Origin of the sequence: Agromyces lapidis (assembly GCF_009749405.1) — a bacterium.
Lineage (GTDB): Bacteria > Actinomycetota > Actinomycetes > Actinomycetales > Microbacteriaceae > Agromyces > Agromyces lapidis.
In genome coordinates this window covers 166,317-188,282 of record NZ_WBIQ01000008.1, presented here as the reverse complement: position 1 = coordinate 188,282, position 21,966 = coordinate 166,317, and the positions used below count along the sequence as shown (strand labels likewise).

The 21,966-nt window shown below is 69.7% G+C and carries 15 protein-coding genes; 3 read left to right on the top strand and 12 right to left on the bottom strand.

What is annotated here, in order from left to right; all coding sequences use genetic code 11:
- Nucleotides 1-33: 33 nt before the first annotated feature.
- Complete coding sequence (locus GQQ93_RS13710; protein ID WP_157424798.1) at nucleotides 34-4,716, bottom strand: GH92 family glycosyl hydrolase; 4,683 nt, start codon at nucleotides 4,714-4,716, stop codon at nucleotides 34-36.
- 118 nt (nucleotides 4,717-4,834) lie between these two features.
- Between GQQ93_RS13710 and dapD the strand changes: the two genes are divergently transcribed.
- Nucleotides 4,835-5,788 carry a 2,3,4,5-tetrahydropyridine-2,6-dicarboxylate N-succinyltransferase gene (dapD, locus tag GQQ93_RS13705; protein ID WP_157424797.1) on the top strand — a complete coding sequence of 318 codons (954 nt, stop codon included), beginning with the start codon at nucleotides 4,835-4,837 and terminating at the stop codon, nucleotides 5,786-5,788.
- 123 nt (nucleotides 5,789-5,911) lie between these two features.
- Entirely contained in the window at nucleotides 5,912-8,518 is a 2,607-nt protein-coding gene (locus tag GQQ93_RS13700) for a penicillin acylase family protein (protein WP_157424796.1), read from the top strand.
- 84 nt (nucleotides 8,519-8,602) lie between these two features.
- Here GQQ93_RS13700 and GQQ93_RS13695 read toward each other — a convergent pair whose 3' ends face one another.
- The 5 genes from GQQ93_RS13695 to GQQ93_RS13675 all read right to left on the bottom strand — a co-directional run bounded on the left by GQQ93_RS13695 (nucleotide 8,603) and on the right by GQQ93_RS13675 (nucleotide 12,466).
- The gene (locus tag GQQ93_RS13695) at nucleotides 8,603-9,913 is read right to left on the bottom strand and encodes a citrate synthase (RefSeq protein ID WP_157424795.1); all 1,311 of its coding nucleotides are present in this window, start codon (nucleotides 9,911-9,913) and stop codon (nucleotides 8,603-8,605) included.
- A gap of 180 nt (nucleotides 9,914-10,093) precedes the next feature.
- Nucleotides 10,094-11,209: a succinyldiaminopimelate transaminase gene (gene dapC, locus GQQ93_RS13690; protein ID WP_157424794.1), complete on the bottom strand. Its 1,116-nt coding sequence runs from the start codon at nucleotides 11,207-11,209 to the stop codon at nucleotides 10,094-10,096.
- A gap of 2 nt (nucleotides 11,210-11,211) precedes the next feature.
- A complete protein-coding gene (gene fdxA, locus GQQ93_RS13685; RefSeq protein WP_157424793.1) occupies nucleotides 11,212-11,553 on the bottom strand; it encodes a ferredoxin in 342 nt (113 codons plus the stop codon).
- 38 nt (nucleotides 11,554-11,591) lie between these two features.
- Nucleotides 11,592-12,020, bottom strand: a complete 429-nt coding sequence (locus tag GQQ93_RS13680) for a hypothetical protein (protein WP_157424792.1) — start codon at nucleotides 12,018-12,020, stop codon at nucleotides 11,592-11,594.
- Nucleotides 12,017-12,466 carry a hypothetical protein gene (locus tag GQQ93_RS13675; RefSeq protein WP_157424791.1) on the bottom strand — a complete coding sequence of 150 codons (450 nt, stop codon included), beginning with the start codon at nucleotides 12,464-12,466 and terminating at the stop codon, nucleotides 12,017-12,019. Before GQQ93_RS13675 ends, GQQ93_RS13680 begins: the two co-directional genes overlap by 4 nt.
- Before the next feature lie 86 nt (nucleotides 12,467-12,552).
- Here GQQ93_RS13675 and GQQ93_RS13670 point away from each other — a divergent pair, with 86 nt between their 5' ends.
- Entirely contained in the window at nucleotides 12,553-13,368 is an 816-nt protein-coding gene (locus tag GQQ93_RS13670) for an enoyl-CoA hydratase/isomerase family protein (RefSeq protein ID WP_157424790.1), read from the top strand.
- A 77-nt stretch (nucleotides 13,369-13,445) separates the two neighbouring features.
- Here GQQ93_RS13670 and GQQ93_RS13665 read toward each other — a convergent pair whose 3' ends face one another.
- The 6 genes from GQQ93_RS13665 to GQQ93_RS13640 all read right to left on the bottom strand — a co-directional run bounded on the left by GQQ93_RS13665 (nucleotide 13,446) and on the right by GQQ93_RS13640 (nucleotide 21,914).
- Nucleotides 13,446-14,243, bottom strand: coding sequence for a M23 family metallopeptidase (locus tag GQQ93_RS13665; RefSeq protein ID WP_157424789.1), 798 nt, complete (start codon nucleotides 14,241-14,243; stop codon nucleotides 13,446-13,448).
- Between the two features lie 204 nt (nucleotides 14,244-14,447).
- A complete protein-coding gene (typA, locus tag GQQ93_RS13660) occupies nucleotides 14,448-16,352 on the bottom strand; it encodes a translational GTPase TypA (protein WP_157424788.1) in 1,905 nt (634 codons plus the stop codon).
- A gap of 212 nt (nucleotides 16,353-16,564) precedes the next feature.
- The gene (locus GQQ93_RS13655) at nucleotides 16,565-18,283 is read right to left on the bottom strand and encodes a dipeptide ABC transporter ATP-binding protein (protein ID WP_157424787.1); all 1,719 of its coding nucleotides are present in this window, start codon (nucleotides 18,281-18,283) and stop codon (nucleotides 16,565-16,567) included.
- Entirely contained in the window at nucleotides 18,280-19,239 is a 960-nt protein-coding gene (locus GQQ93_RS13650; RefSeq protein ID WP_157424786.1) for an ABC transporter permease, read from the bottom strand. Before GQQ93_RS13650 ends, GQQ93_RS13655 begins: the two co-directional genes overlap by 4 nt.
- Nucleotides 19,232-20,158, bottom strand: coding sequence for an ABC transporter permease (locus GQQ93_RS13645; protein WP_157424785.1), 927 nt, complete (start codon nucleotides 20,156-20,158; stop codon nucleotides 19,232-19,234). Before GQQ93_RS13645 ends, GQQ93_RS13650 begins: the two co-directional genes overlap by 8 nt.
- Nucleotides 20,159-20,291: 133 nt before the next feature.
- The gene (locus GQQ93_RS13640) at nucleotides 20,292-21,914 is read right to left on the bottom strand and encodes a peptide ABC transporter substrate-binding protein (RefSeq protein WP_157424784.1); all 1,623 of its coding nucleotides are present in this window, start codon (nucleotides 21,912-21,914) and stop codon (nucleotides 20,292-20,294) included.
- Nucleotides 21,915-21,966: the final 52 nt, after the last annotated feature.

Below are 21,966 nucleotides of genomic sequence, written 5' to 3'. Positions count from 1 at the left end.
TCCGGCCGCTTCCGGGCTCTGCTCCCCTGCTGGTCATCGGTGCGGCCTCGCATCGACCAGGCCGTCGTAGGCCCAGACGAGGCGCGACACTGCCGCCACGTACTCGTCATGGGTGCTCGTGGCCGCATCGAGCTCGTCAGCCGCGGCGAGCGCGTTCTGGAGCTTGCGATAGGACACCGGCGTGACGTCGTCGGCCTCGATCGCCTCGGCCCTCGCGCGCCAGTCGGCGAGCTGCTTCACGACCTTCCATTCCAGGTGGCCGGCGGCGTTCAGCACTCGCAGCGCCTCGGCGACTTCGCCCGACGTCGCGGTGGCGGCCGCGTCGACGGCCTTCGCCGCGTCGAACGCGCGGGCGAAGACCGCGAATTCCGTCGCGAGGTACCGGCCCGCGTCGGCGGCGAGCGGCGAGTACTTCGTGATGGCGTCGTGCAGCGCCGTCTTGTCGACGTCGTACTCGAGCGCGAACCAGTCGAGGTTGCCGACGTAGGGCTGGGTCGGCGTCGGCGTGCTCTGGAGCGCGAAGTAGAGCGTGTGGACGCCGGTGATCGCGGACGGGAGCGCGACCTTCGCCGTGCCGTAGGTGCCCCAGCTCGAGCCGGTGGGCGCGAGCGGGACGGTGGCGATCGGGTCGCCGGACATCGCATCGGCGTAGACGGCGAGCCTGCCGTCGAGCACCTTGCTCGACGGCGCGTCGTAGCGCACGCTCAAGGTGGACGCGCTGCGGGCTCCGAGGTCGACATCGCGGTAGCGGATCCATGCGCCGTTCTTCGTGCCGGCGAGCTGGCCGCCGACGGATCCGGCCTCGGTCTTGAGGTCGGCACCCGAGAAGTCGGTGCCGTCCACGAGCCCGGTGCCTGCGGCGTTCAGCATGCCGTAGCCGGCGCGGATCGATTCGAACTGCACCGTCTTCGAGGTCTCGACGGCATCGGCGGCGGCCCGGAACTGGAACCAGTCGACGTTCGCGATCCAGCTCTGGCCCGAGGCGAGGGTGCCCGTGAACACGAAGTACACGTCGTTGACGCCGTCGAGCTTCGCGATCTCGTCCGCGGTGAACGTGTGCGTGAGCGCCGTGTAGTTCGCCCAGCCGTTCGTGGTCGGCAACGCGATCCTGCTCACCAGCGGACCGGTCGCCGAGCCGGTGCGGATCTCGACCGCGGAGTTCGCCGACGCCGAGCCGGGGTTGTGCGCGTAGTCGACCACCACCGACGCGAGCGGCGACTCGGAGAAGTCGAGCCCGCGGAAGGCGAGCCACGCCCCCGGCGAGACTCCGCCGACGTTGGTCCCGCTGCCGCCCGCCTCGGTCTTGAGCGACCCGCCGGACCACTGGTCGTACCCCTCGGCCTGCAGCATGCGATAGCTGTCGCCGCCGATCGCGAGCCGGTCGGCCGCAGCCTGCAGGAGCGCGAGCGCCGTGGACAACGCGCGCTCCGACGAGGATTCGTCGTCGAGTGCCGCCTTCGCCCGCGCGACCGCGGACTCGAGCGCCGCGAAGGTCGCCGCCGCGTAGCCGTCGGCGGTCACCAGGCGCGCGTCGTCGTACAGCGTCTGCAGATCGGCGCGCGTGCTCGAGAAGGGCGAGACGGTGAACGGATCGAGTGCCGTCGTTCCGGCGCCCGTCACCTGGGCCGCTGTGGCGCCCTCGAGCGCGGAGTCGGCGACGAGCACGGTGAAGCGCGTGCTCGTCGCGCTCTCCGGCTTTCCCGTGAACGTGACCTGCGCCGTGGTGTCGCTCATCCGCCTGACGGTGGCCGTGATCCCGGCATCCAGGCCGGGGAACGCGAGCGCTCCCTTCGAGAGCGCCGGGCGGTTCTTGCCGGCGAAGGTCGCGCCGCCGCTGAGCGTGAGGTCGATCGTGCTCCGCACGGCGCCCTTCGCGTCGGCGGTGATGGCGGTCGTACTCGGCGTGATGCGGTGGCCGTCGAAGCGGATCTTGAGCGCGAGCGCCCGTTCGCCTGCACTGGGAACCGTTCCGGAGAAGGCGCCGGGCGCGAGCGTGACGGCGAGGGCGTCGGTCGAGTCATCGACGAGGTGATGCCCCGCCGCGCCTGCCAGAGTCAGGTCGAGCGTCTCCTTCCCCGATTTCGTCGCCACGAGGGTGAGGCCCGCCGGCACGCCGGCGACGTCGATCTGCGAGGTCAGGTCGGAACCGATCTCGCCCGTGAACGTCGCATCGCTGACGTGCACGGAGATCACGTCGTCGATCGAGCCGTCGTTCGCACCGGACTCCTCGAACACCTGCGACGTCGTGGAGATCGCGTCCGCCGGGTGGTAGAGGGCACTGCTGACATGGTCGTTGAGCGACTCGGCCGCGATGCCGTCGGCTCCCCACGACGACGGCTTCGCGCCCATCGTGAAGTGCAGCACGCCGCCCGCATTCATCTCCGCCGCGGTGAGCCAGGTGCGGTCCAGCGACCGGCCGTTGAGCGTCGCACTCTGGATGTACCGATTCGTCGCGCTGACGCCGGGGGCCTCGACGGCGAAGTCCTTGCCGCCCGGGTAGTGGATCGTCGTACGGTCGAAGATCGGGGTGGTGATCTGGAACGAGTCGCCCCCCGCCATCACCGGGTACAGCCCGATGGCGCTCGAGACGAAGTAGCCGGACATGGTCCCGGCGTCATTGTCCATCGTCTGGAGCAGCCCCTTGGGATCGTTCTGGAACACCATGCGCTTCGACGGCGTCGTGCCGCTGCCGTCGGCGGTGTACCGCACGCACACGGGCTCGGTGACCGCCCGGTACGTCCAGTCCTGCGTGCGCGCGGGCTGCCCGACGAAGTTGTAGAGGAACGGCGCGTGCACCGAGATCTCGTTGGCGAACAGATGGAGATTGCGGGAGCAGTCGTCGGGAGCCTGGTCGCCGAAGAAGTAGCTCACCGCCTTCGCGGCGTCCTGCTTGCCGCCCATGAGCTCGACCATGCCGCCGAGGTCCTGCGCGTCGTACCAGTTGTACTGCCAGAAGGTGCCCTGGTAGAGGCCGCTGCTCCAGCTCTCGGGGTTCTTCACCGCGAAGTCCGCCGACTCGTCGTTGCTCGCGCGCGGCATGAGGAGGCCGACTTCGTCGACGCCCTCGGCGACGCCGGTCGCCGCCTTCGCGTTGCTGTCGTTCTTCAACGCGTCCTCGTCGAACGCCTTCGCCCAGCGCGCGCCCTCGGCCCGGTAGCGCTCGGCGTCGGCGGTCTCGCCGATCTCGTCGGCGATGACCGACAGTCCGTACGCGTCGTAGGAGTATCCGAGCAGACCGCCGCCCACCGAGTTCAGGTTCGTCAGGCTCGCCGAGCTCCCGGCCTGCGCCACGAGCGCCGGATACGCCTGCTCGAGTCCCTGCAGCTCGACGCCCTTGGAGATCGCATCGGCCACGACCACGGGGGCGCGCTCCCAGCGCACCGTCGGCACGGACTGCAGCAGGCCGCCGACCGAGCCCTTCCCGCTCGCGGCGACGCCGGCGTAGAGATCGACGAGCGACTGCACGACGTCCCGATAGACGTCGGGGTACACCGAGGCCACGGCCGCGTACTTGTGGAAGTCGTCCCACAGCGACCACGAGTCGTAGTGCGTGTAGCCCGAAGCCGGGTAGACGACGCCGTCGGCGCCCCGATACGTCCCGTCCGTCGACGTCGCGTTCATCGGAGTGTTCGCGAGCCGGTAGAGGTGCGTGTAGAACTGGGTCTTGAGGTCGCCCGTCGGGTCGTTCGTCGCCGTGGCATCCACCTCGACCTTGCCGAGCCGATCGTTCCACGCGTCCTTCGTCGCGGCGCGGATCTCGTCGAAGGTCTTCCCGCCGACCTCGACGGCAGCGTCGCGCTCGGCCTGCTGCGCGCTGATCGGTGAGAGCGTGACCCGGAGGCCGACGTGCTCGCCCGCAGCGGCCTCGAAGTTGAGCACCGCCCCGATGTCGGTCCCGTCCTGCTCGGTCGCCGAGGAGCTGAGCCCGGCGGCGCCCCACGTCTGGACCGACGAGGTCGGAACCGTGGTCTCTGCGTAGTAGTAGAGCTTGTACGCCGAGTTGTAGAAGAAGCCGGTGAAGGAACCCGCGATCGTCGTGTTGCCGTCCTCGCTCGCGCCGATCTCGAGGTCGGTCGCCTTGCGGCCGTTGCCCGTGTGCTTCAGGTCGATCACGAGGGAGGCGTGGCCCGCGCTGTCGAAGGCGTAGTCGTGAACGCCGGTGCGGGTGGCGGCGGTCACCCGCGCGTCGATCCGCTTCCCCGACTCGTCGAGGCCGACCTGGTAGAGGCCGGCCGTCGCCGATTCGTCCTTTGCGCCGTCGCTCTTCCGGATCGCCTTGTCGTAGCTGCTCGTCGAGGGCCTGGTCGTGTAGCTCTGGTAGGTCGGCACGACGAGCACGTCGCCCGCTCCGCCTCCGCCGCCGACGCCGTCGAGCGCGATGTTCGTGAAGCCCCGGAGCGTGCCGGCCGTGTACTCGTACCCGACGTGGTTCCCGGGGCTCGTCGTCGGGGTGACCGTCGCCAGCCCGTAGGGCGCGAATGCGCCGGGGCCGTCCTGGCCGTGGTCGCCCTCGGTGCCGATGAACGGGTTGACGTACTGGGAGTAGTCGGTCGGGTCGCTCGCGGCCTGTGCTGCGCCGGCCGGGCCGGCCAGGGGCAGGAGGACCGACGCCAGCACGGCGAGCGCGGTGGGGAGTGCGATGAGTCGTGGGCGGGGGGCGGGGATCGACGGGCCGGTCGTCGCCGGGGGCGGATCCTGATAAGACAGCGCTGTCATATGGTGGACGGTAGCAGATCGCCGAGGGCGAGTCCAACCGCGCCTCCCCGCCCGATCGAAGCGCCGGCGCCTCGGACGCAGCACGTCACACGGGCGGCGCTCTCGCTACCCTTGAACCATGCCCGCGAACGACACCGCCTCACGCCCTGCCCGCACCGCCTCCGCCGCCGGGCTCACCACGATCGCCGGCGACGGCACGGTGCTCGACGCGTGGTTCCCGGCGCCGCGGCTCGGCTCCGAGGCATCCCCGCTCGCCCCCGAGCACGCCGCGCTCGCGGGCGACGACTCGCGCCGCAACGTGCGCGTCGAGCAGCTCGAGCTCACCATCGACCTCGACGCCGCGCCCGCGGGCACGGCCGACGCGTACCTCCGTCTCCACGTGCTCTCGCACCTGCTCGCTGCGCCGAACACGGTGAACCTCGACGGCGTCTTCGGCCACCTGCCCGCCGTCGTCTGGACGAACGCCGGCCCGGTGCATCCCGCCGACTTCGACCGGCTGCGTCCCGCGCTGCAGCGCGCAGGCATCCACGCGACGGGACTCGACAAGTTCCCGCGACTGCTCGACTACGTCACGCCCGAACGGGTGCGCATCGCCGACGCCTCACGCGTGCGCCTCGGCGCGCACCTCGGACCCGGCACGACCGTGATGCACGAGGGCTTCGTCAACTTCAACGCCGGCACGCTCGGCACCTCGATGGTCGAGGGCCGCATCTCGCAGGGCGTCGTCGTCGGCGACGGCAGCGACATCGGCGGCGGCGCGTCGATCATGGGCACGCTCTCGGGCGGCGGCACTCAGCGGGTCGAGATCGGCGAGCGGGCGCTGCTCGGCGCGAACTCGGGCATCGGCATCTCGATCGGCGACGACTCGGTCGTCGAGGCGGGCCTCTACGTCACCGCGGGCACGAAGGTCGTGCTCCTCGGCGGACCGGACGGACGCCCGCGCGCGGTCAAGGCCGTGGAGCTGTCGGGGGTGCCGAACCTGCTGTTCCGCCGCAACTCGCTGAACGGGCAGGTCGAGGCGCTGTCGCGCACGGGCGAGGGCGTGACGCTCAACGCGGCGCTGCACGCGTAACGGTTCGGATGCAGCTCGGCGCTTCTCGTCGGCATCGCGCGATCGGCGACTCGCCGCTCGGCTAGTGTGGTGCAACCGAGGCCGTCGCGTGACGGCCTCTCCTGCACCTCACGAAGGAGTGACGTGGGTACCGACGCCCCGAGGACCCGCCGCCATCGCGGCCTGAGCTTTCTCATCGGCCTGCTGATCACCGTGCTGGTGCTCGGCGTCGCGGGCGCGGGGCTCGGCTGGTGGACGGTGCAGCGCTCGTTCCCCGCGACGAGCGGCCGCATCGACGTTCCCGGGCTCACCGCGAGTGTCACGGTGTACCGCGACGACGCCGGAATCCCCCAGCTCGTCGCCGAGACGAGCCGAGACCTCTTCTTCGCGCAGGGCTACGTGCACGCGCAGGATCGCTTCTGGGAGATGGACTTCCGTCGCCACGTCACCGCGGGCCGCCTCGCCGAGATGTTCGGCGAATCGCAGGTCGGCACCGACAGCTTCATCCGCACCCTGAACTGGCGCGGCATCGCCGAGCAGGAGTACGCGCAGCTCGACGAGGAGTCGCGCGCGTACTACGAGGCCTACGCCGAGGGCGTGAACGCCTACCTCGATGAGCGCAGCGGCGCCGACCTCTCGCTCGAGTACGCCGTGCTCGGCCTCCAGAACGGCGCCTACTCCCCCGAGCCGTGGACGCCGGTCGACTCGATCGCCTGGCTCAAGGCCATGGCCTGGGACCTCCGCTCGAACCTCGGCGACGAGATCGACCGGGCGCTGCTCGCCTCGGCATTGCCCGCCGAGGAGGTCGCGCGCCTCCACCCCGACTTCCCGTGGGGTGCGATGCCGACGATCGTCGGCGGCCCCCTCGCCGCCGCCCCGGCGGCGTCCTCGGTCACCCCGCTCGACGAGGCCGGCGAACCCGCCGCAACGAGCACGGCGGCGACCGGCGGGTCGCCGTCGTCGTCAAGCGAAGCGACGGATGCCTCTGCGCCCGAGCACCTCGCGGCGCTCGCCTCGCTCGCGCAGACGATCGACGGCATCCCCGAACTCCTCGGCCCCGAGGGCGGCGACCTCGGATCCAACTCGTGGGTCGTCTCGGGCGCCCTCACCGAGAGCGGCAAGCCGCTGCTCGCGAACGACCCCCACCTCGGCCCGGCGATGCCGTCGATCTGGGCGCAGATGGGCCTGCACTGCGCAGTGGTGAACGACGCCTGCCCGTTCGACGTCGCCGGGTACTCGTTCTCGGGGCTGCCGGGCATCGTGATCGGCCACAACGAGCGCATCGCGTGGGGCTTCACCAATCTCGGACCCGACGTCGCCGACCTCTACCTCGAGCGGGTCGAGGGCGACGCCTACGAACTCGACGGCACGATGGTGCCGCTCACGATCCGCGAAGAGGTCATCGAGGTCGCGGGCGGCGACCCGGTCACGATCACGGTGCGCTCGACCGGGCGCGGCCCGATCGTGACCGGCATCGGCACCGACTTCGGCGCCGTCGCCGAGGCCGGCCCAGCGGCATCCGGCGCCCCCGAGGGCGAGTACGAGGTCTCCCTGCAGTGGACGGCACTCACACCGGGCACCACGGCCCGGGCGATCTTCGCGCTCGACCGCGCGCGCGACTGGGAGGGGTTCCGCCAGGCGGCCGCGCTCTTCGACGTGCCGTCGCAGAACCTCATCTACGCCGACGACGCGGGCACCATCGGTTACCAGGCGCCCGGCAAGATCCCCGTGCGCAAGGCCGGCGACGGCACCGTGCCGATGCCGGGCTGGACGAGCGCGAACGGCTGGTCGGGCATGCTGCCGTTCGAACAGCTGCCGAGCGTGCAGAACCCGCCCGCTGGCTACATCGTGACGGCGAACAACGCCGCGGCCGGACCGGCGGGCCCCCTGCTCACGAAGGACTGGGACTACGGCTACCGCGCCGCAGCCATCGACCGGTTGATCCGCGAGCGCCTCGACGCCGGCGAGAAGCTCACGGCCGACGACCTTCTCGACATCCAGCTCGACACGAGCGACCTGAACGCGCAGCAGTTCCTGCCGTTCATCGCCGAACTCGCGGCGCGCCTCGACGGCGACGCCGCGCGCGGCGCGGCCCTGCTCGACGGCTGGAATGCGAAGGCCGACGCCGACAGCGCCGAAGCCGCCTACTTCGCCGTGTTCTGGCGCACCCTGCTCGACGACATGTTCGGCGAGCTGCCCGACGAGAGCCGCCCGCAGGGCGGCGACCGCTGGTTCAACGTCGTCGGCACGCTGCTCGGCGAACCCGAGAACGCCTGGTGGGGCGACGACGGCCGCGACGCGGCCATCACCGCTGCGCTCCGCGCGGCGTGGGGCGAGGCATCCGATCTCATGGGCGACGACGCCGCCTCGTGGAGCTGGGGCGAACTGCACACCCTCACGCTGACCAACCAGAGCTTCGGCGAGTCGGGCATCGGGCCCATCGAATGGCTCTTCAACCGCGGGCCGTACGAACTCGGCGGCGGGTCGGCCATCGTCAACGCGATCGGCTGGGACGCGAGTCTCGGCTACGGCGTCGACTGGGTGCCGTCGATGCGCATGGTTGTCGATCTCGACGACCTCGACGAGTCGCGCTGGATCAACCTCACCGGCGCATCGGGGCACGCCTTCAACCCGCACTACGACGACCAGGCGCCGCTCTGGCAGCGCGGCGAGACCCGCCCGTGGCCCTTCACCCTCGATGCCGTCGCCGAAGCCGCACACGACACGCTCGTGCTGCGACCGGCGGGCTGAACGCCACGCACCCGAACTGCGAACGGCCCCGATTCCATGGGAATCGGGGCCGTTCGGCGTTCGAGTGTTCGGCGCGGGCCGGACTCAGACGCCCGGGTAGTGCCGTTCGGGCTCGCCCGTGTACAGCTGCTGCGGGCGGCCGATCTTCGTCTGCGGGTCGAGGTTCATCTCGCGCCAGTGGGCGATCCAGCCGGGCAGACGGCCGATCGCGAAGAGCACGGTGAACATGCGCGTCGGGAAGCCCATCGCCTTGTAGATGACGCCGGTGTAGAAGTCGACGTTCGGGTAGAGTCGGCGCTCCTTGAAGTAGTCGTCCTGCAGGGCGAACTGCTCGAGCTCCTTGGCGATGTCGAGCAGCGGGTCGTCGACCCCGAGGCTCTCGAGCACCGCGTCGGCCGACTGCTTCACGATCTTCGCGCGCGGGTCGTAGTTCTTGTAGACGCGGTGACCGAAGCCCATGAGCTTCACCCCGTCCTCCTTGTTCTTCACGCGCTCGACGAAGCGGCCGACGCCCTCGCCCGACTCCTGGATGCGGGCGAGCATCTGCAGCACGGCCTCGTTCGCACCGCCGTGCAGCGGGCCCGAGAGCGCCTGGATGCCGGCGGAGATCGAGGAGTACAGGTTGGCGCCGGTCGAGCCGACGAGGCGCACCGTCGAGGTCGACGCGTTCTGCTCGTGGTCCTCGTGCAGGATGAGCAGGCGGTCGAGCGCCTTCGCGAGCGTCGGGTCGATGTGGTACGGCTCGGCCATGTTGCCGAAGTTCAGGCGGAGGAAGTTCGGCACGAAGTCGAGCGAGTTGTCGGGGTAGAGGAACGCCTGCCCGAGGCTCTTCTTGTGCGCGTAGGCGGCGATCACCGGCAGCTTCGCGAGCAGGCGCAGCGTCGTCAGCTCGACGTGGTCGGGGTCGTGCGGGTCGGACGAGTCCTCGTAGTAGGTCGACAGCGCCGCGACCGCGCTCGACAGCACCGACATCGGGTGCGCGGTGTGCGGCAGCGCCGAGAAGAAGCGCTTGAGGTCTTCGTGCAGCAGCGTGTGGCGGCGCACCTTCTCGTCGAACTCGGCGAGCTGGTCGGCGCTCGGCAGTTCGCCGTAGATGAGCAGCCAGGCGACCTCGAGGAAGGTCGAGTGCTCGGCGAGCTCCTCGATCGGGTAGCCGCGGTAGCGGAGGATGCCCTGCTCGCCGTCGATGTAGGTGATCGCCGACCGCGTCGACGCGGTGTTGACGAACCCGTAGTCGAGGCCGGTGAGGCCGGTCTGCCGGGTCAGCGTCGAGAGGTCGAGGCTGGAATTGCCCTCGACGGCGCGTCGAACCGGGAACTCGGCGGCTCCGCCGGGGAAGCTGAGGGTTGCGGTCTCGGGGTTCTGCCCCGCCGCGGGGTTCTCGACGTCGCTCACGGCGCCTCCTGTGATCGTCACTTGCGCGGTCACCTGCTTTCAGGGCCGTCGGCGTAGGGTCGGCTGCGGCCCGACCTACAGCCTAGACGTGCTCGGGGCACACTGTCGCATCCACCAAGAGAACCTTGTATACATTGGCTGGTCATCACAGTGACCGGATGACCCGCCGTGAGCCGGATGCTACGAACCCGCCGCCGCACGCAGGCGCTCGGCCGCGGCGGCGATGCGCTCGTCGCTCGCGGTGAGCGAGAGTCGCACGTGCTCGGGGTGATGCACCCCGTAGAAATGCCCGGGGCCACCGATGATGCCGAGGTCGGCCAACCGGCCGATCGACTCCCAGGCGTCGCGCCCCTCGGTCGCCCAGAGGTAGAGCCCGGCCTCACTGCGGTCGATGCGGAACCCGGCGGCCTCGAGTGCCGGCAGCAGCTGCGCCCGGCGGGCGCGATAGCGCGCCTTCTGCTCGGCGACGTGGGTGTCGTCGCGGAGCGCGGCGATCATCGCCTGCTGGAGCGGCTGAGCGAGCATGAGCCCGGCGTGCTTGCGCACGTTCGTGAGCCGGCCCAGCACCGTGCGGCAGCCGGCGAGGAACGCGGTGCGATACCCGGCCATGTTCGACTGCTTCGAGAGCGAGTACGCGACGAGGGTGTTGCGACGGCTGTCGCCGACGACGCGGGGGTCGAGCAGGCTCGGCACCGGGGTGTCAGCCCATTCGCCCGCCCAGCCGAGCTCGGCGTAGCACTCGTCGCCGACGATGACCGCGTCGAGCTCGAGGGTGCGCTCGCGCGCCGCCCGCAGCTCGTCGATCGACAGCACGCGGCCGTCGGGGTTGCCCGGGCTGTTCAGCCACACGAGCTTCGTGGCGGCGGGCCACTCCGCCGGGTCGTCGCTCGCCATCGCGGTCGCCCCGACGAGCACCGCGCCCATCTCGTAGCTCGGGTAGGCGGCCTTCGGGTGCACCACGACATCGCCCTCGCCGAGCCCGAGCAGGAACGGCAGCAGCGCGACGAGCTCTTTCGAGCCGACCGTCGGCAGCACGTTCTCGCGGCTGAGCCCGGTCACCCCGCGGCGCCGCGCGAACCAGGCGACGATCTCGTCGCGCAGCTCGTCGGTGCCGACCGTCTGCGGATAGGCGTGGGCGTCGCTCGCGGCGGCGAGCGCCTCGCGCACGACGGCGGGCGTCTCGTCGACGGGCGAGCCGATCGACAGGTCGACGACACCGCCCGCGTGCGCCGCGGCGCGCTCGCGGTACGGGACCATGAGGTCCCACGGGTAGTCGGGCAGCTCGCGCCCAGCCACGGTCAGTGGCCCTGCGGCGGGAGAGCGGCGATGATCGGGTGGTCCATCGCGATGACCCCGATCTTCGCGGCGCCGCCGGGCGAGCCGACCGCCTCGACCGCGGCGGTCGAGATCTCGAAGAACTCGACGTTGGCCTTGTAGTAGTCGGCCCACTCGTCGGGCAGGTCGTCTTCGTAGTAGATGGCCTCGACCGGGCACACCGGCTCGCACGCACCGCAGTCGACGCACTCGTCGGGGTGGATGTAGAGCGAACGCTCACCCTCGTAGATGCAGTCGACCGGGCACTCGTCGATGCAGGCGCGGTCTTTCACATCGACGCACGGGAGGGCGATGACATAGGTCACGGTGGTTCGTGCTCCTTCGAAGAGGCGGGGACTTCAGTCTATGCGTGCACGTCGGCGGCCGCGCGCGAGCGGCGCGAACGCGAGGGCAACTCGGGCCAGGCCACGATGAGCACGCCGATCAGGGCCGGAGCGACCGCCCATACGGTGCCGGCGAGATCGCCCGCGACGAGCACCGAGCCGCCTGGGCCCGGCAGCGTGAGGACGGCGACGATGATGACGATGCCGGCCGCGGCAGCGGCGGCGGTCGCACGGCCATGGGTCAGGAGCCGGATGCCGAGGAGCAGGGCGGCGACGCCGACGAGCGCTGCGACGAGCCCCCACGGGATCATGACCTCGCCGATGCGGAGCACGTGCCGGTGCCCGACGGTCGCGACCGCACCGTAGACGACGCCCACCACCGCCGAGATCAGCAGCCCGCCGATCCGGCTGGCGAGCGAGAGGCTCCCCGTCTCCGCGTCGCCGCTCACGGTGCCGTCGTGACCGTGTAGGAGACCGTCTCGCCGTCGGCGGCGAGGAGCACGAGGTACGTGCCGTTCGAGTACACGAGCGCGTCGGCGCCGCTGCCCGAGAGCTCGGTGTTCTTCGTGAAGCCGGCGGCCTCGAGCTTCGCGACCGCGTCGGCGATCGGGTCGGCTGCGGTCGTGGTGATCATCACGATCCAGCCGTCGGCGCCGCCCGTGCCTGCACCGAGCGCGATCTCGCCGTCGACGAGGGGGATCTCGGACGGGAAGTCGCTGGGCAGCTCGCCGTCGAGGCTGACCTCGCCGCCGGTGGCGTCTTCGATCGCACCCTCGACGCCCTGGTTCACGAGGTCTTCGATCGGGTTGGCGCAGCCGGCGAAGAGTGCGGTGGACAGCGCGGCGATCGCGACGGCCGCGGCGGCCCGGCGTGCGGTGACGAGGCTCCTGGACATGGCTCCGAGTCTACCGGGGCGTGCCTTCGGCGCGACGGGTGCCGTAGCGTGGATCCGACACCGCCCGACGGAGAGGATCGACGACGATGACCGATGGCACGAGCCCCGCGACGGCCGAGCAGCCCGAGGTGCGCGTCGAGCGCGACGGGCCGTTCGCGATCGTCACCATCGACCGCCCCGCGGCCCTCAACGCCCTCTCCCCCGCGGTGCTCGCCGCTCTCGCCGACGCCTTCGCCGGGCTCGCAGACGAGGGCCCCGCCGTCCGGGGCGCGCTGCTCACGGGCGCCGGCGGGCGGGCCTTCGTGGCGGGTGCCGACCTGCGCGCGCTGGCCGGGCACACGCCCGCCGAGGGCGAGGAGGCCGCCGACGCCGGCCACCGCGTCGCCGCCATCATCGAGTCGCTGCCGGCCCCCGTGATCGCCTGCGTCGACGGCTTCGCGCTCGGCGGCGGCCTCGAGCTCGCGCTCGCCTGCGACTTCATCTACGCCACGGATGCCTCGAGCTTCGGCCAGCCCGAGGTGAAGCTCGGTCTCATCCCCGGCTTCGGCGGCACCGTGCGACTGCCCCGCGCCGTCGGACTCGCACTCGCGAAGGAGCTCATCTACACCGGCCGCCGGATCGGCATCGAGGAGGCCGTCGCGGCCGGCCTCGTCGCCCGCCGCTTCGCCGATCGCGAGGCGCTCTTCGCCGGCGCCCGCGAGACGCTCGAGCTCATCGCCCAGAACGCCGCGCCCGCGGTCGGCCTCGCCAAGCGGGTGCTCGTGGATGCCACGGGGCAGCCCACGGCGACGGCGACGCTGCTCGAGATCGCCGCATTCGGCGACGCGTTCCGCACCGACGACATGCGCGAGGGCGTGGCGGCCTTCCTCGAGAAGCGCGAGCCCCGCTTCACGGGCGCGTAGGCGCGAGAGACGGATCGAGCCCGCCGAGGCCCTCACTGGGTCTCGGCGGGCTCGTCGATCGGCTCGGCGACCTCGGCTCAGCCGACGTGCGCGGCGAGCCAGGCGAAGCCGTCGAAGCGCACGCCGTCGCTGCCGAACATCTCGAGGTGAAGGTGCGGACCGGTCGACTGGCCGGTCGTGCCCACGAGGCCGATCTGCTGACCGGCGCTGATGCGCTGGCCCTCCGAGACCTGGAGCGAGCCGAACTGCATGTGGGCGTACGAACTCGTGACGACCTGGCCGCCGATGTTGTGCTGCACCTCGACGTTCACGCCGAGTCCGCCGCCGTTCTCGGTCGCCAGCACGACGACGCCGTCGGCGATCGAGACGACCGGGGTGCCGTCACCGGGGTTGAAGTCGACGCCGTCGTGGTTCGTCGAGCAGCCCGCGCAGGGTGCGTCACGCGGGCCGAAGCCCGAGCTACGCCGGTCGGGGTTCTGCACCGGCCAGACGACGGCGCCGGTCTCGACGAGCGAGACGGCGCCGACACTGGCGACCTGCGAGACGATGGGCGGCGGCGCCTCATGCACGTCGTAGGCCTCGGAGGCGAGGGTCGATTCGACCGCCTCGCTGCCGACCTCGACGGTCTGCGGGGTGAAGCTCACCGTGTCTTCGACGGGGGCGTACACCGAGGCGCGCTGCTCGACGTCGGTCGCGGTGACCGCGAGTGCGGGCACGCTCGTCGCGACGATCATGCCGCCGGTGAAGGCCATGGCGATCACCGAGAAGGTCTGGCGTGCGTCGAAGCGGGGAAGGATGCGCCGGCGACGCGGGGGCGTCGCGGGAGCAGGGGTGGAAATGGCCGCGCGGCGGCCGCGTTGGGGGAAGGAAGTCATCACAGGTTACGTATCGAGGGGGTCGGGTTTCGTGGCGGGGGAAGTTCTCTCGATGTCGAGACGAACTCATGTACCGTACGCAGCGATTCTGGGAGAAACCTCCGATACGCATGCATGAAAGCCGGGCACCCCACGAACGCGAAACGCGGATGCCACGGGGGCGACCCCGTGGCATCCGCGTTCAGTTGCGTCGGCTGCTGCCGATCAGCCCTGCTTCTTCAGGCGCGAGGTGATGCGCGCACGCGCCGTCGCGTCGAGCTCGACCTTGCGGATGCGCACGGCCGTCGGCGTGACCTCGACGCACTCGTCCTCGCGGGCGAACTCGAGGCACTCCTCCAGCGAGAGCTGTCGCGAGGGCGTCATCGACTCGAAGGTGTCGGCCGTCGACGAACGCATGTTCGTGAGCTTCTTCTCCTTCGTGATGTTGACGTCCATGTCGTCGGCGCGCGAGTTCTCGCCGATGACCATGCCCTCGTAGACCTCTTCGGTCGGGTTCACGAAGAAGGTCATGCGCTCCTGCAGGGCGATGATCGCGAACGGCGTGACGACACCCGAACGGTCGGCGACGATCGAGCCGTTGTTGCGGGTGACGATCTGGCCCGCCCACGCGTCGTAGCCGTGCGAGATCGCGTTCGCGATGCCGGTGCCGCGGGTCGTGGTCATGAACTCGGTGCGGAAGCCGATGAGGCCGCGGCTCGGGACGATGAACTCCATGCGGACCCAGCCGGTGCCGTGGTTCGACATGTTGTCCATGCGGCCCTTGCGGGCGGCGAGCAGCTGCGTGATCGCACCGAGGTACTCCTCGGGGGCGTCGATCGTGAGGTGCTCGTAAGGCTCGTGCGTCTTGCCGTCGACCTGCTTCGTGACCACCTGGGGCTTGCCCACGGTGAGCTCGTAGCCCTCACGGCGCATCTGCTCGACGAGGATTGCGAGCGCGAGCTCGCCGCGCCCCTGCACCTCCCACGCGTCGGGGCGGCCGATGTCGACGATCTTCAGCGAGACGTTGCCGACGAGCTCGCGGTCGAGGCGGTCCTTCACCATGCGGGCGGTGAGCTTGTGGCCCTTGACCTTGCCGACGAGCGGCGAAGTGTTCGTGCCGATCGTCATCGAGATGGCGGGCTCGTCGACCGCGATGACCGGCAGCGGGCGCACGTCCTCGGGGTCGGCGAGCGTGTCGCCGATCATGATGTCCTCGAAGCCCGCGACCACGGCGATGTCACCGGGGCCGGCGCTCTCGGCCGGGTAACGGTCGAGCGCCTTGGTGAGGAAGAGCTCGGTCACGCGAACGTTCTGCACCGAGCCGTCGTGCTTGACCCACGCGACGGTCTGGCCCTTCTTGATGGTGCCCTGGAAGACGCGCAGCAGCGCGAGACGGCCGAGGAACGGCGAGGCGTCGAGGTTCGTGACGTGCGCCTGCAGGGGGTGCTCGTCGTCGTAGGTCGGCGCGGGGATGTGCTTGAGGATCGCCTCGAACAGCGGCTCGAGGTCGTCGTTATCGGGCAGCTCGCCGTTCTCGGGCTTCGTGTGGCTCGCGGCGCCGTTGCGGCCCGAGGCGTAGACGACCGGCACGTCGAGGATCGCGTCGAGGTCGAGGTCGGGCACGTCGTCGGCGAGGTCGGAGGCCAGGCCGAGCAGGAGGTCCTGGCTCTCGGCGACGACCTCGTCGATGCGCGCGTCGGGGCGGTCGGTCTTGTTGACCAGGAGGATCACCGGCATGCGGGCCTCGAGCGCCTTGCGCAGCACGAAGCGGGTCTGCGGCAGCGGGCCCTCGCTCGCGTCGACGAGGAGCACGACGCCGTCGACCATCGACAGGCCGCGCTCGACCTCGCCGCCGAAGTCGGCGTGACCCGGGGTGTCGATGACGTTGATGGTGATGGGCTCGCCGCCGGCGTGCGCACCGTTGTAGGTGATCGCCGTGTTCTTGGCGAGGATCGTGATGCCCTTCTCGCGCTCGAGCTCGTTCGAGTCCATCGCGCGCTCCTCGATGTGCGCGTGCGCGTCGAAGGAGTTCGTCTGGTTGAGCATCGCGTCGACGAGCGTCGTCTTGCCGTGGTCGACGTGCGCGACGATTGCGACGTTGCGCAGGGAGTTACGGGTGGCGTTCGCCATGGATGGGTTCCTCGCGGTGAGGCATCCGGTCGGTCAGGCCGCCCGGAAACGGGCTCGGCCGGGCACCGCGGATGCGCTGGATGGGAGTCTGTGGGAGCGCGGACGACCGTGAATCGACGGTTCGCGCCAAGCAATCCTACCGTGCGCACCCGGGTGAATGCCGAACGCCCGGCATCCGAGGGTCGGATGCCGGGCGTTCTCGGCGTGCGGAGCTACGCCCCGAGCTTGATGTTCGCGCCCGGGATGGCCGCGAGCAGGTCGCGGGTGTACTGCTCCTTGGGGTTGTCGAACACCTCGTCGGTGGTCGCCGCCTCGACGATACGACCCTTCTGCATCACGCAGACATTGTCGGCGATGACGCGCACGACCGCGAGGTCGTGGGTGATGAAGAGGTACGTCAGGTTGAGCTCGGCCTGCAACTCGGCGAGCAGACGCAGGATCTGCGCCTGCACGAGCACGTCGAGCGCCGAGACCGCCTCGTCGAGGATGACGATCTCGGGCTTCAGCGCGAGCGCACGCGCGATGGCGATGCGCTGACGCTGGCCGCCCGAGAGCTCGTTCGGGTAGCGGCTGACCAGCGTGCGCGGCAGCGACACCTGGTCGAGCAGCTCGAACACGCGCTCGCGACGCGACGCCGCCGTGCCGATCTTGTGCGTCGTCAACGGCTCGGCGATGGTGTTGCCGATGTTGCGCAGCGGGTTCAGCGAACCGTACGGGTCCTGGAAGACCGGCTGCATGCGGCTGCGGAGACCGAACATCTCTCTGCCGCTCACGCTCGCGAGGTCGTGGCCGCCGACGACGATCTTGCCGCTCGTCGCGTCTTCGAGCTTCAGCAGCATCTTCGCGACGGTCGACTTGCCCGAGCCCGACTCGCCGACGAGCGCCGTGGTGGTGCCCTTCGCGATCTGGAACGAGACGTCGTCGACCGCGGTGAAGTCGCCCGACCCGCGGATCTTGAACACCTTCGTCAGGTTCTCGACCACGATCGCCGGCGGCTGCGAGGCCGCGGCCTCGAGTGCCTCGGCGCGGGCCTCGGCGGTCGCGATGAGGTCGATCGCCTCGCCCGCAGCCGACGAAGCGTCGGTAGCGATGGCCGACTCGGCCGCCGAGATGCTGCCCGTCGCCTGGATGCGCCGCGAGGCGAGGCTCGGGGCGGCGGCGACGAGTCGCTGCGTGTACGGGTGCTGCGGGTTCTGCAGGATCTGGGCCGAGGGGCCCGACTCGACGACCTGGCCCTTGTACATGACGAGGAGCTGCTCGGCGCGCTCGGCCGCGAGGCCGAGGTCGTGCGTGATGAACAGCAGCGTCGTGCCGAGTTCGCGGGTGAGCGACTCGAGGTGGTCGAGGATGACCCGCTGCACCGTCACGTCGAGCGCCGAGGTCGGCTCGTCGGCGATCAGGAGCTGCGGGTTCGCCGCGAGACCCATGCCGATGAGCACGCGCTGGCGCATGCCGCCCGAGAACTGGTGCGGGAACTGCTTGAGACGCCGGTCGGCGTCGTGCAGGCCGGCCTCTTTCAAGACCTGGATCGCGCGCTGCTTGACCTCTTTGCGGCCGCTGGCGATGCCGTTCGCACGGATCGCCTCCTCGACCTGGAAGCCGATCGACCACACCGGGTTGAGGTTCGACATCGGGTCCTGGGGGACGAACCCGATCTTGCGACCGCGGATCTCCTCCATCTCCTTCTGCGACGCCTTGGCCAGGTCCTCCCCGTCGAGCAGCACCTGCCCGCCCGAGATGTGGCCGGTGCCCGGCAGCAGGTTGATGATCGCGTGCGCGGTCGTCGACTTGCCTGAGCCCGACTCGCCCACGATCGCGAGGCTGGAGCCGCGTTCGAGCGTGAAACTCACCCCGCGGACCGCCTGCACGAGGCCGGTCTGGGTACGGAATGCGACCTCGAGGTCTTTGACTTGGAGCAGGGGGGTGCTCATCGCTGTGCCCTCGCCTTCGGGTCGAGTGCGTCTCGAATGACTTCACCGAGCATGATGAACGAGAACACGGTCAGGGAAAGCGCGATCGACGGGTAGATCAGCACCTGCGGAGCGGTGCGGAGCGTCGTCTGCGCCTGGGCGATGTCATTGCCCCACGACATGATGCTCGAGGGCAGTCCGACACCCAGGAACGAGAGCGACGCCTCGGCGACGATCGCACCCGCGAGCGAGATCGTCGCGATCACGATGACCGGCGCGATCGAGTTCGGCACCACGTGAGCCCACATGATCTTGAACCGCGAGACGCCGATCGCCGTGGCGGCGGTGACGAAGTCGGAGTTCTTGACGCGCAGGATCTCGGATCTCAGCACACGTGCTGTCGCCGGCCACGCGAAGATACCGATCGCGAGCGAGATGACCCACACGTTCCGGTAGTTCGCGAGCACCGACATGATGACGACCGCGGCGAGGATGTAGGGGATCGAGAAGAAGATGTCGCCGAGGCGCGAGAGCACCCCGTCGACCCATCCGCCGTAGTAGCCCGCGAACGCGCCGAAGAGCACGCCGAGAGTGAACACCAGGATCGTCACGATGATGCCGACCGACAGCGAGGTGCTGGCGCCGTAGACGATGCGCGCGAACACGTCGCAGCCCTGGCGGGTGAACCCGAGCGGGTGCCCGGGGGCGGGTGCGCCGTTGCTGTTCGCCAGCAGGCAGCCCTCGCTCGGGGACTCGTTCGTGAACAGGCCGGGGAACAGCGCGACGAACACGATGAGGAGGATCAGCGCGGAGGAGATCCAGAACATCGGACGACGACGCAGGTCGTGCCAGGCGTCGATCCAGAGGTTCGAGGGCTTGCCCTCGGCCTTGACCGAGTCGATGGCCTCGAGCGGCGTCTCCTCGAGCGGAGCGACGTAGTGCTCGATGCGGGGCTTCGATGAAGACGTGTCAGGCATAGCGGATCCTCGGGTCGAGCACGGCGTAGAGAAGGTCGATCAGGAGGTTCACGACGAGGTACAGCAGCACCATGATCGTCACGAAGGACACGACCGTGGGGCCTTCGCCTCGAATGACCGCCTGATAGAGGGTGCGACCCACGCCGGGCACGTTGAAGATGCCCTCGGTGATGGTCGCGCCCACGAGCAGCGTGCCGAAGTCGGTGCCGAGGTAGGTGACCACCGGGATCAGCGAGTTGCGGAGGATGTGCACGGGGACGACGCGTCGTCGCGTGAGCCCCTTGCTGTACGCCGTACGGACGAAGTCGAGGCTGGAGGTCTCGATGACCGAGGAGCGCGTCAGCCGCACGATCTGCGCGAAGCTGATCGTCGCGAGCACGATGGCCGGCAGGATCAGGTCTTCGAGCGGGGCGCCGGTGCCGACCGTGGGACTGAACCAGCCCCACTGGATGCCCATGAAGTACTGGGCGACGAAGCCGAGCACGAAGATCGGCAGCGAGATGAGCACGAGGCTCACCGCGAGGCCGGTCGCGTCGAAGATGCCGCCCTTGCGCAGACCGCTGATGAGGCCGACGGTGATGCCGGCGACCATCTCGAAGAAGATCGCGAGGAGGGCGAGGCGGATCGTCACCGGGAAGGTGCGGGCGAGCACCTCGTTGACCGGCTGACCCGAGTAGGTGACGCCGAAGTCACCCTGGAAGATCCCGAGCAGGTAGTAGAAGTACTGCACGATGAACGGATCGTTCAGGTGGTACTGCTCACGGATCTGGTCGATCACACCGGGGGCCGGCGGACGATCGCCGTAGAGCGCCGCGATCGGGTCGCCCGGCATGGCGAAGACCATGAAGTAGATGAGGAAGGTGGCTCCGAGGAGCACGGGGATGATTTGGAGGAGGCGCTTTCCGGTGTACCAGAGCATCAGCGCTCCTCAGGGTGTAGTGCTGAGAGCATTTTGGGCCGCAATCACAGAATCGATCGGATATCAGCATGATGTCCGGGGCGTTGTCGCCCCGGACATCATGCTAGACGGGATTATAGACGAGAGTTACGCCTCAGCCCTTGGTGATCTGGTGGTAGAGCGGCACCGAGTCCCAGCCGAACACCACGTTGTCGACGGTGTCGGCGGAAACGCCGGTCACGTTCGAGTACCACAGCGGGATCGCGGGCAGGTCCTTCAGCAGGACTTCCTGAGCCTGCTGGTAGATCGCGGTCGCGTCCTCGACCGAAGCGGCGACAGCGCCCTCCTTGAGGAGGTTGTCGAACTCTTCGCTGGAGTAGTCCTCGTAGTTCGATCCGGCACCGGTCTGGTAGAGCGGGGCGAGGAAGTTGTACATCGAGGGGTAGTCGCCCTGCCAGCCGGCGCGCGTGCCACCGGTCAGCTTGTCGTTGGTGCGGTCGTCGAGGGCCGCAGCGAACGTCGGGTAGGGCTTGCCCACGGCCTGGATGCCGAGGGTGTTGGCGATCGAGTTCACGACCGCGTCGACCCAGGCCTGGTGGCCGCCGTCGGCGTTGTACGCGAGGTCGAAGACGGTGTCGCCGTACGGGGCGATCGCGTCGGCCTCGGCCCAGAGCTTCTTGGCCTCGTCGGGGTTGAACTCGAGGACCTCGGCACCCTCGAGCTGGTCGGTCCAGCCCGCGATGACCGGCGAGGTGTAGTCGGTCGCCGGGGTACGGGTGCCCTGGAAGATCACGTCGGTGATCTCGTCGCGGTTGATGGCCATCGAGATGGCTGCACGACGGAGCTGACCCTCTTCGCCGCTCCAGTGCTCGAGGTAGTACGGCATGTTGAAGCCCTGGAAGATGGCTGCCGGCTGGTTGACCGCACGGTCGCCGAACTCGTCCTCGTAGGTCTCGAACGCCGAGTCGGGCACGGCGTCGAGGACGTCGAGGTTACCCGCCTGAACGTCGGCGTAGGCCGAGTCCTGCGAGGCGTAGAAGACGATCGAGAGGCCGCCGTTGGCGGGCTTGCGAACGCCGTCGTAGTCGGGGTTGGTCACCAGGTCGATGCGCTCCTCGTGAACCCAGGCGCCCTCTTCGGCCAGCATGTACGGGCCGTTGCCGATGGGGTTCTCGCCGAAGGCCTCCATGTCCTCGAAGGCGACCTCGGGCAGCGGCGAGTAGGCGGTGTAGCCCAGACGCAGCGGCCAGTCGGCCTCGGGCGCGACGAGGGTGACCTCGAAGGTCAGGTCGTCGACGACCTTGAGGCCCGTGAGCTCGGAGTCGGCTTCGTAGGAGAAGCCCTCGATGTTGTCGAAGAAGTACGACGAGCCCTGCGCGTTGCTGAAGAGGGCGCCGTAGTTCCACGCGTCGACGAACGAGTTCGCGGTGACGTCGGAGCCGTCGGTGAAGGTCTGACCCTCCTTGATCTTGACGGTCCAGTGCTGCCCGTCCTCCGACTCGATCGACTCGGCGACGTCGTTCTCGATCTCACCGTCGGCCGTGTACGACACGAGGCCCGCGAAGAGCGACGTGACGATCTTGCCGCCACCGGTCTCGGTGGTGTTCGTCGGGATCAGCGGGTTCTGCGGCTCGGAGCCGTTCGTCGTGATGATCGCGTCAGGGTCACCGGCGGGCGAGGTGGCCTCGTTTCCGCCGCCGCTCGTGCAACCGGTGAGCACCAGTGCGCCGGCTGCAGCAAGAGCAATGGCTGCAACGCCGATTCTCTTGATCTTCAATGTTCCTCCTGTGAGATGTGCGCGGGGGCAGAGCGGCTCGTGACCGCACTGT